Source organism: Streptomyces sp. TLI_55 (assembly GCF_900206255.1).
Lineage (GTDB): Bacteria > Actinomycetota > Actinomycetes > Streptomycetales > Streptomycetaceae > Streptomyces > Streptomyces aquilus.
Genome location: NZ_OAOJ01000002.1, coordinates 200029 through 207687, shown reverse-complemented (window position 1 = coordinate 207687; position 7659 = coordinate 200029). Strand labels below are relative to the sequence as shown.

4 protein-coding genes are annotated in these 7659 nt (G+C 71.8%); 2 read left to right on the top strand and 2 right to left on the bottom strand.

Translation table 11 applies throughout. From position 1 onward, the window contains the following. The first annotated feature begins 93 nt into the window (after positions 1-93). Together CRP56_RS43885 and CRP56_RS43880 are read left to right on the top strand one after the other, a co-directional pair. Positions 94-1014: a hypothetical protein gene (locus CRP56_RS43885; protein WP_097275408.1), complete on the top strand. Its 921-nt coding sequence runs from the start codon at positions 94-96 to the stop codon at positions 1012-1014. Positions 1015-1048: 34 nt separating this feature from the next. Further along, complete coding sequence (locus CRP56_RS43880) at positions 1049-1357, top strand: WXG100 family type VII secretion target (protein ID WP_097275406.1); 309 nt, start codon at positions 1049-1051, stop codon at positions 1355-1357. Between the two features lie 62 nt (positions 1358-1419). Here the strand turns inward: CRP56_RS43880 and CRP56_RS43875 are convergent, their stop codons facing one another. Next, complete coding sequence (locus CRP56_RS43875; RefSeq protein ID WP_097275403.1) at positions 1420-6027, bottom strand: FtsK/SpoIIIE domain-containing protein; 4608 nt, start codon at positions 6025-6027, stop codon at positions 1420-1422. Next, entirely contained in the window at positions 6024-7487 is a 1464-nt protein-coding gene (locus CRP56_RS47880) for a hypothetical protein (RefSeq protein ID WP_179851379.1), read from the bottom strand. Before CRP56_RS47880 ends, CRP56_RS43875 begins: the two co-directional genes overlap by 4 nt. Between the last annotated feature and the right edge of the window lie 172 nt (positions 7488-7659).

Below are 7659 nucleotides of genomic sequence, written 5' to 3'. Positions count from 1 at the left end.
GCGTCTTCGCCGAGGCCGGACATATGTGTCGTAAAAACATGTGCCGGTCGACTGCGATGGCGGCAGGTGAGCAGGCGTGCGGAGGGAGAGGACATGCCCGATTTCGACGTAGCGTTCGACTACGAGTTGCTGAACACGCTGGCCAAGGACACGGACCGGCTCCACGACCAGCTCGGAGACGGCCGTCTGCTGGGCCGAGGGTTCTACGACAGTGCCGCTCTCGGGGCGGGCTTCAAAGCCGTCAACCATTTCTTCTTTCAGTGGGGCGGCCCTTTCGCGAACGCCCAGGACCTGCTGAAGTCCCTCAGCGAGACCTACCGGTTCGTGGCCCAGCGGATGTTCGAGCAGGACGCGGGGTACGCGGCCAGCGCCGCCGTCCAGGCCCAGGGCTTCATGCACAGCAACTGGAAGATGAAGAAGGACTCCTACGACGCCTGGAAGGACCTGACCGGGCAGTCCATCACCGTCCACGCCTGGGACGACAAGGGGCACGAATACCTCAAGGAGCAGAAGCTCGCGGACCCCAACGCCCCGGACGCGCCCCCACCCCCGGGCTACGAACCGACCCTCTACGACTACATCCACGACGACGGCGAAGGCACCGACAACGTCCACCACTCGGCGCAGGTCACCTATGACTCCGACGGCAAGGTCACGTCGACCGACAGCACGGTCGACGACGGGGACGGCGGCCTGAAGTACCACGAGCACACCGACTACGGGGCGAACGGCAGCTACACGACGACGATCACCCACACCGACGGCTCCAAGACGGTCATCGAGGTCCACGGCAACGAGAACGGCACCGGGACCCGGAACATCACCAACACCGACAAGGACGGCAAGACCACGGACACGTCGAGCTGGAGCGGTACCGGCCTGGGCGGCGACCACCCGGACCCGAAGTGGACCAACAACGACCCGGACGCCACCGACACCGACGGTGACGGCAAGGACGACAAGGACGACGGCGGCACGAAGAACTCGAACACCGGCGTCGGCAGCACCTTCTGACACACCACCCGCGGACAAACCCCGAGGAGCCCACATGCCCAGCAACAACGTCCAGCTTCAGTACGGCCAGATCGACTCCGTCGCCAGCCAGCTGCAGAACGCCGTGACGAACATCAACCCACAGCTGCTGTCCTTGAAGGGGACGGTGGACCAACTGCTTCAGGACGGTCTGTGGCTTCAGCAGACCAGTCCGGCGATGCAGCACTCCTACTCGGAGTTCACCAACCAGCTGACGCAGATCGTCACCAAGATCGAGGACTTCGCCAAGCAGTTCACGGCGATCAAGACCCAGATCGACGACATGGACCGGACGATGCACGCGCAGATCACCGGCAACAAGTGACACCGCACAGGTGAGAAGAGGGGCGCCGCTCGAAGTGGCGCCCCTCTTCCGTTCGCTCGTCCTCAGCGGGCGTCGGCGGCCACGGTCTCCGGCACCAGGACCGTCATCAGGGCCCCGGCCTCGTCGACCGTGAAGGCCCGCCCGGGGACCCGGTTGACGCGGATCACGTTGTGCGGCAGCCGCAGCCCCAGGACGTCACCCTCGCTGATGGTCTGCGGGGACAGCAACAGGCCCTTACGGGACCGCCGTACCTGCCCGATCCAGGTGCTGAGCGGCGACACCAGCGCCTCGGCGGGACCGGCGACGGCCAGGCCGACGGACCGGTCGCGGCCGGAGGAGGCGATGTCCCGGAGCATGCCGTCCAGCGGTGACATGCCCAGCAGGTCGGCGTCGTCCACCATGACGACCGCGGCACCGCCGACCGTCTCCAGCGCCGCCCGCAGCTCCTCCTCGCCCGGAGCGGGCGAGGACAGCACGACCGCCTTCGGATGACCCGCAAGGCCGCGCAGCGGCGACTCCCGGGGAGTGAGGGCCACCACGCCGGTCCCGGCGCGCAGCAGGGACGCGGCCAGCGACAGCAGTGCGGTGCTGCGGCCCGAGCCGGGCGGGCCGACGATCGAGTACGTCGAGGCGACGCCGGCGAAGTCGACCCACACGGGGGCCACGTTGTCGCCGCCGAGCCCGAGCATGGCGGTCAGCGGGCCGCGCGGCGCGGCGCCGGCCCGGCCGTACGCCTCCTTGAAGCCGATCGTCATCGGCAGGGTCTCCACCCGGAACGGCCGCAACGGCGCCGGCACGCCCAGGTCCCGGGCGGCCGCCTCGGTGCCGATCTTCTGTACCGCGTCGGCCTGTTCCGGGCCGCTGAGACCGCCCGGCAGCACGGCGACCTGGAGTTCGCCGCCGGTGTCGGTGCGGAAGCCGCGCCCGGCCGGGATCACGGAGGGGATCTGCTCGCGCGGGATGCCGCTCATGGTGTAGTCGCCGACGTCGTTCATCCGCAGCAGCAGCTTGTTGTCGTTGAGCGCCGCGATCCGCCCGGCCATCAGGGCCCGTTCGGAGGTGGCGACGACGTGCACGCCGACCGCCGCGCCCTCCCGCAGCAGCATGCCGACCTGGCTGACCATGCGGCCTTCCTCGATCTCGCCGATCAGCGCGCTGAGCGTGTCCCAGCCGTCGATGAGCAGCATCAGGTGCGGCGGGCGCTGGTTGGCGGGCAGGGCCGCGCGCAGTTCGGTGATGTGGCCGGCCGAATGCGTGGTCATCAGCTCCTGGCGGCGGACGAGTTCGGCGGTGAGCCGGTTGAGGAGCCGCCCCAGGCGTTCCAGGTCGGCTCGCGGCACCACGGCACCGGTGTGCGGGAGCGCGGAGAGCACCGACAGCGCGCCGCCGGCCGCGTCGATCGCGTAGAGGTGCAGGTCCGCGCAGGAGTTGGCGCGGGCCAGTGCGCCGGCCATGGTGCGCAGCGTCTGGGAGCGGCCCGAGCGCGGCATGCCCAGGACGAAGAGGTGGGAGAAGGTGTCGAGGTCGAGGAACACCGGTGGCTGCGCCTGGAGTTGTGGCAGGTCCTCGCGGGCCCAGGCGACCGGGACCAGTCGTCCGTCGCCGGTGGGAGCGGCCGGTTCCGGCAGGTCGGACAGGGTCAGGGTGTCGGCCAGCGGCGGCAGCCAGGGGCTGGGCTGCGACTGGTGACCGTACTGTTCGGCCGCCGCCACGAGCGCGTCGACCAGCGCCATCAGGTCGGTCGGCCCCTCCTCGTCGTCGAGGAGGGCGAACTCGTCCTCGCTCTCCTGGGGTGCCTCCACCGGGCGGCCGAGGCCCTGCCAGGACAGCGGGGTCATCCACACCCCGGCGTCGTCGTCGGGGAGTTGGGCGGGGCGCTGCTCCTGGGACTCCTCGTGCTGCGGGCGAGGAGCACCCACGTACGCGGTCTGGAAACTCATCGCCGAACGGTGCCCGGTGCGCACCAGGGCCCGGCCCGGGGTGGCCGGGGAGATGCTCGCCGCGTCCGGCACGTCCAGTACGTCGGTGCTCTCGGTGGCGTCGGTGACGCGCAGCGAGATCCGCAGGTTGGTGTTGGCGCGGATGTCGCTGGTGACCACGCCGGCGGGCCGCTGGGTGGCCAGCACCATGTGCAGACCCAGGGAGCGGCCGCGCTGGGCGATGCCGACGAGGCCGGGGATGAAGTCGGGGATCTCCCGGGCGAGGGTGGCGAACTCGTCGATGACCAGCAGCAGGCGCGGCATCGGCGGCAGGTTCGGGTCACGGCGGCGCAGGGCCCGGTACTCGGGGTGGTCCTTGGCGCCGGCCGCGGCGAGCAGGTGTTCGCGCCGGAGCAGCTCGGCCGTCAGCGAGGCGAGCGCGCGCTGCACGAGGTGGCTGTCGAGATCGGTGACCATGCCCAGGGTGTGCGGCAGCCGCACACAGTCCTTGAAGGCGCTGCCGCCCTTGTAGTCGACCAGCACGAAGGTCAGTTCGTCGGGGCGATTCACCGCGGCCAGAGAGGCGACGAAGGTCTGGAGCAGCTCGGACTTGCCGGAGCCGGTGGTACCCGCGATCAGCGCGTGCGGGCCGTCCTTGACCAGGTCGAAGGCGACCGTCCGGTCGAATCCCTGCCCGACGGGCGCGGACGTGGAGGCCGGCCGGCGCTCCCAGCGCCGCAGCACCTCCTCGGCCGTGGGAGGCTCCAGGTCCAGCAGGTCCAGCAGAGAGACGCTGTCGGGCAGTCCGCCACCGGCATCCGGGGTGACGTCGTGAACCGGGGCGATGCCGCGGGCCAGGCGTTCGGCCCACTCGGCGGTGACGTAGTCCGGGCGGATGCCGCTTATGTCGGGCATACCGGTGCGGCGCAGCGTGAGGGTGTCCCGGGCGATGGACACCACCGCGCTGGCCTCCTCGGGCAGCATCCGCTCCTCACGGTCCAGGCACAGCAGGTGGATGCCGCGCAGCGGACCTTCCTTGAGCACCTGGACCATGCCGGGCACGTCACGCAGTTCACGCGCCCCGTCCAGGACGACCAGCACATCCGGCTCGCTGAGCAGCGCGCCGCGCAGGGTGGCCTGTTGCGCCTGGTTGCGGTTGCGGATGACGTTGATCAGCTCGGTGACCCGGTTGGCGACGGTCTCGGGGTCGTTGCCGAGCAGGATGACGGGCGCGTTGTCCTGGGCGGCGGACAGCCCGGACCGGGCGTGCGGCAGCCAGCGGGCCCACTCCCAGGCGTCGGCGGCCTTGCTGTCGGTGAGTACACAGATCTTCAGGTCGCGCGGGCTGTGCAGGACGGCCGCCTGCGCCACCGCCCAGCGGGCCAGCGCCCGGGCAGGCTCCTCGGGACCGGCGACACCGACGACCTGACTGCCCGCGAGGTCCACGCCGATAGGCATGTCGGGAATCTGCCAGTGCGCGGTGCGGTGGTTGTCCTCACGGGACCCGTCGTCGATCTGCAACAACGACTGCTGCTGCGTGGTGCCGATCCGCAGCACGAGGTTGTCGGGGTCGGACGGCCGCCGCTCCCACAACCGCGCACCCGGTCCTACGGCCATCAGCCCGACGACCGCCGGATCGGGCGCGGAGGCGACCCGCACCCGCCGCTCGTGCTCCACCTTGGCCCGCACGTCCGCCTCCAGCGAGGCGCGCCGCAGCCGGTAGTTGGCGACGCCCTCCAGGTACTCCTTGCGTCCGCCGCGGCGCCCGCTGATCCAGTTGCCGACGGCCAGGACCGGGCTGAGCACCATGAACATCAGGTAGAGGAAAGAGTGGAAGAAATACACCATGGCGACGCCCATGAACATCGGAGCGATGATCAGCAGGAAGGACAGCGGGCGGCGCTTGGGGGGCTCGGGCGGCCCGGGCAGCCGGAAGGTCTCCGGTTGCAGCGGGGGCAGCAGGCGCGGCGGCCGGTTGAAGTCCAGGCTGGCCTTCGGCGAGGCCACCACGGCGGCATCGGCCAGGGTGGGCCGGGCCGCGCGCAACAGGTGCTCGCCGACGACGAGTTCACCGTCCAGCTCCCAGGCGGTCCAGCCGCGCGGCAACCCGTCGGACTCCTGCTCATCGAGGCCGGGGCCGGGATCAGGTTCGGGCGGCAGTGCCACCACGTCCACGCGCGGGCGCGGCGCCGGCGCCTCGGGAAGCGACAGCCGTACCTGCCCGTCGTCCTCGGGCAGTACGGCGAGGACCGTACCGTCCGGACGCACCGTCAGCCGCAGCCCCTCTTCCGGCACGCCCCGGCCCGCCAGAGGCACGGAGCTGCCGACCCGGGGGCCGATCAGATGGGTGCCGACGCCGAGCTGGTACACCTGTCCGGCGTCCGGACCGCCGATCACCTGGATCTCGACGACCGGGGCGGAACCGGGCGCCTTGGGCGTGGGCATCTCGTCGCGGGCGGGGCCGTAGACCGAGGCGGCGTCGGCGACCGGGCGACCCAGGCCGAGGGTGCTGCCGTCCCGTATCCCGGAGGCGGCCAGAGCGAGGTCGGGGTCGAGCAGCCGGTCGCCGAGATAGAGCGGGGTGTCCTGCTCGGCGGCGGCCGCCTCCGATTCCTCTCCGGGCGCGCCGCCCTGGTGCGCGGCCACCAGCTGCGCGGCGAGCCTGCGGACGGGGGTGGCGGTGGCCGCGTTGACGAGTACGTCGCGTCGCTCCCGCCGCTGGTCGTCCACGGTGGTGACGAGGAACTTCACGACTCGTTCCGCCTTTCGGCTCGGGGGTTCTCGAGGGGGTCGGGGTCACCGCTTCCGGCTCCGGCTCCGGCCGCCGAGACTCCGCTGATCTCCGGCTCGGCGAACAGGTCTCGGATGGCGGGAGACAGGGGTTCGGTGGGGGCGGGGGGCAGGGGTTCCGCGGGGGTGGAGGTGGTCGTGCTGGCGGAGGGGGCGGCCGTGGTGCCGACGGAGGCGGTGGAGGCGGGCTCGGCGGTCAGAGACGCCCCCGGGCGGGTACCGGACCCGACGGGCTCCGGCAGCGGGCGACGCGACTCAGGGCCGCCGATGGGAGGCCGAGGCCCGGCAGGAGGCTGAGGCCCGGCAGGGGGTCGCGGTCCAGCCGACCGCGACCGCACGGCCCCACTCACCGACGGAACCGCACCACCCGTCGGCCGCTCGGCGCGCGGCCTGCGCGAACCAATCCTGCGGGCGACGCGGGCCACGCGGGCGACGGCCGGACCGAGCGGCGCGGCGTCGGTCGTAATGTCCAGGCCGGGTGTCTCGGTACGACCACGCGAGTTGACCCGGATCTCCCAGCGGTGGACGGAGACCGGTCCGACGACCACAGCACACAGCAGTCCGGCACCGGCCAACTCGGCCAGCCGCGCCGCCTGTTCGTCGTCCGGCGCCGCACACACCACGACCACCGGCCGGGTGCGGTCGGCCGTCAGGTACACGAGGGAGTGCAGCACCTCGTCCAGGTCGGGGCCGTCGAAGCGGGGGTGTACTCCGCGCGTCACGAGCACGTCGGCCGGGCCGCCCGGCAGGTCGAGGTAGGCCGCCACAGCCTGGACGAAATCACGGACCGCCCGGCGGTCGCCGTAGGTGGTGAGGATGCGGGGCCCGCGCATGAGGTCGAGGAAGACTGCGCCGTCGTCGCTCAGTCCGAGCGGCACAAGAACCCTGGGCGCATCGGCCGGCAGCCCGGCTCCGGCACCCTCGGCGTCAACGGCGGAGGCGTACCACAGCAGCGGATCGTCCTCGGTCTCCCACGGATGCCCGGGCGGCGGCACGCCCCGGCCCGCCACGGACACGGCGACCTCGCCGTCGCTGCGCCGGGTGGCGGGCCGGACCGCGACCGCGAAGCCGAAGGCCTGGGGGGCGGTGGGGCGGACCTCGGCGTCGACACCGTCGAGTGCGTGCCGGGCGATGGTCACCGGCCCGTCGGACGCCAGCAGCCGGGTGAGCCGCCTGACGGCGGCGCGGAAGCGCAGGAACTCGCGTACCGGCTCGGAGAAGGCCTGACGGGTCAGGCGGACCTGGCGGACCAGTCGGCGCCAGGCCCGGCGACGGCCGCCCTGCCTGCGCACCAGCCAGCGCACCAACAGCCAGACGAGCAGCAGGAGTTCGGCCAGCGCGAGGATCAGGGCGCTGGCACCCGAGTCCCAGGAGAGGGCGAGCGTCCTGTCGGCTCGGGCCGCCGTTGTCCAGGCCTCCATCGGACCCACCTGATGGATGTGCACGAGAACCCCTCGATATGTCGCCGACCGGAGAACGACCGGATGTCTCAAGGGCTACGACACATATACCAGGTGTGTGCTCCCCCGGCCGCACAGGTGTGACCGCGACCGTCTCGCGCCGCTGTCACCGCCGAGTCTAAGCGGAAACGTG

Coding starts and splice junctions, on each gene's coding strand:
- CRP56_RS43885 (WP_097275408.1), top strand. CDS start 94: ATGCCCGATTTCGACGTAGCGTTCGACTACGAGTTGCTGAACACGCTG.
- CRP56_RS43880 (WP_097275406.1), top strand. CDS start 1,049: ATGCCCAGCAACAACGTCCAGCTTCAGTACGGCCAGATCGACTCCGTC.
- CRP56_RS47880 (WP_179851379.1), bottom strand. CDS start 7,487: ATGGAGGCCTGGACAACGGCGGCCCGAGCCGACAGGACGCTCGCCCTC.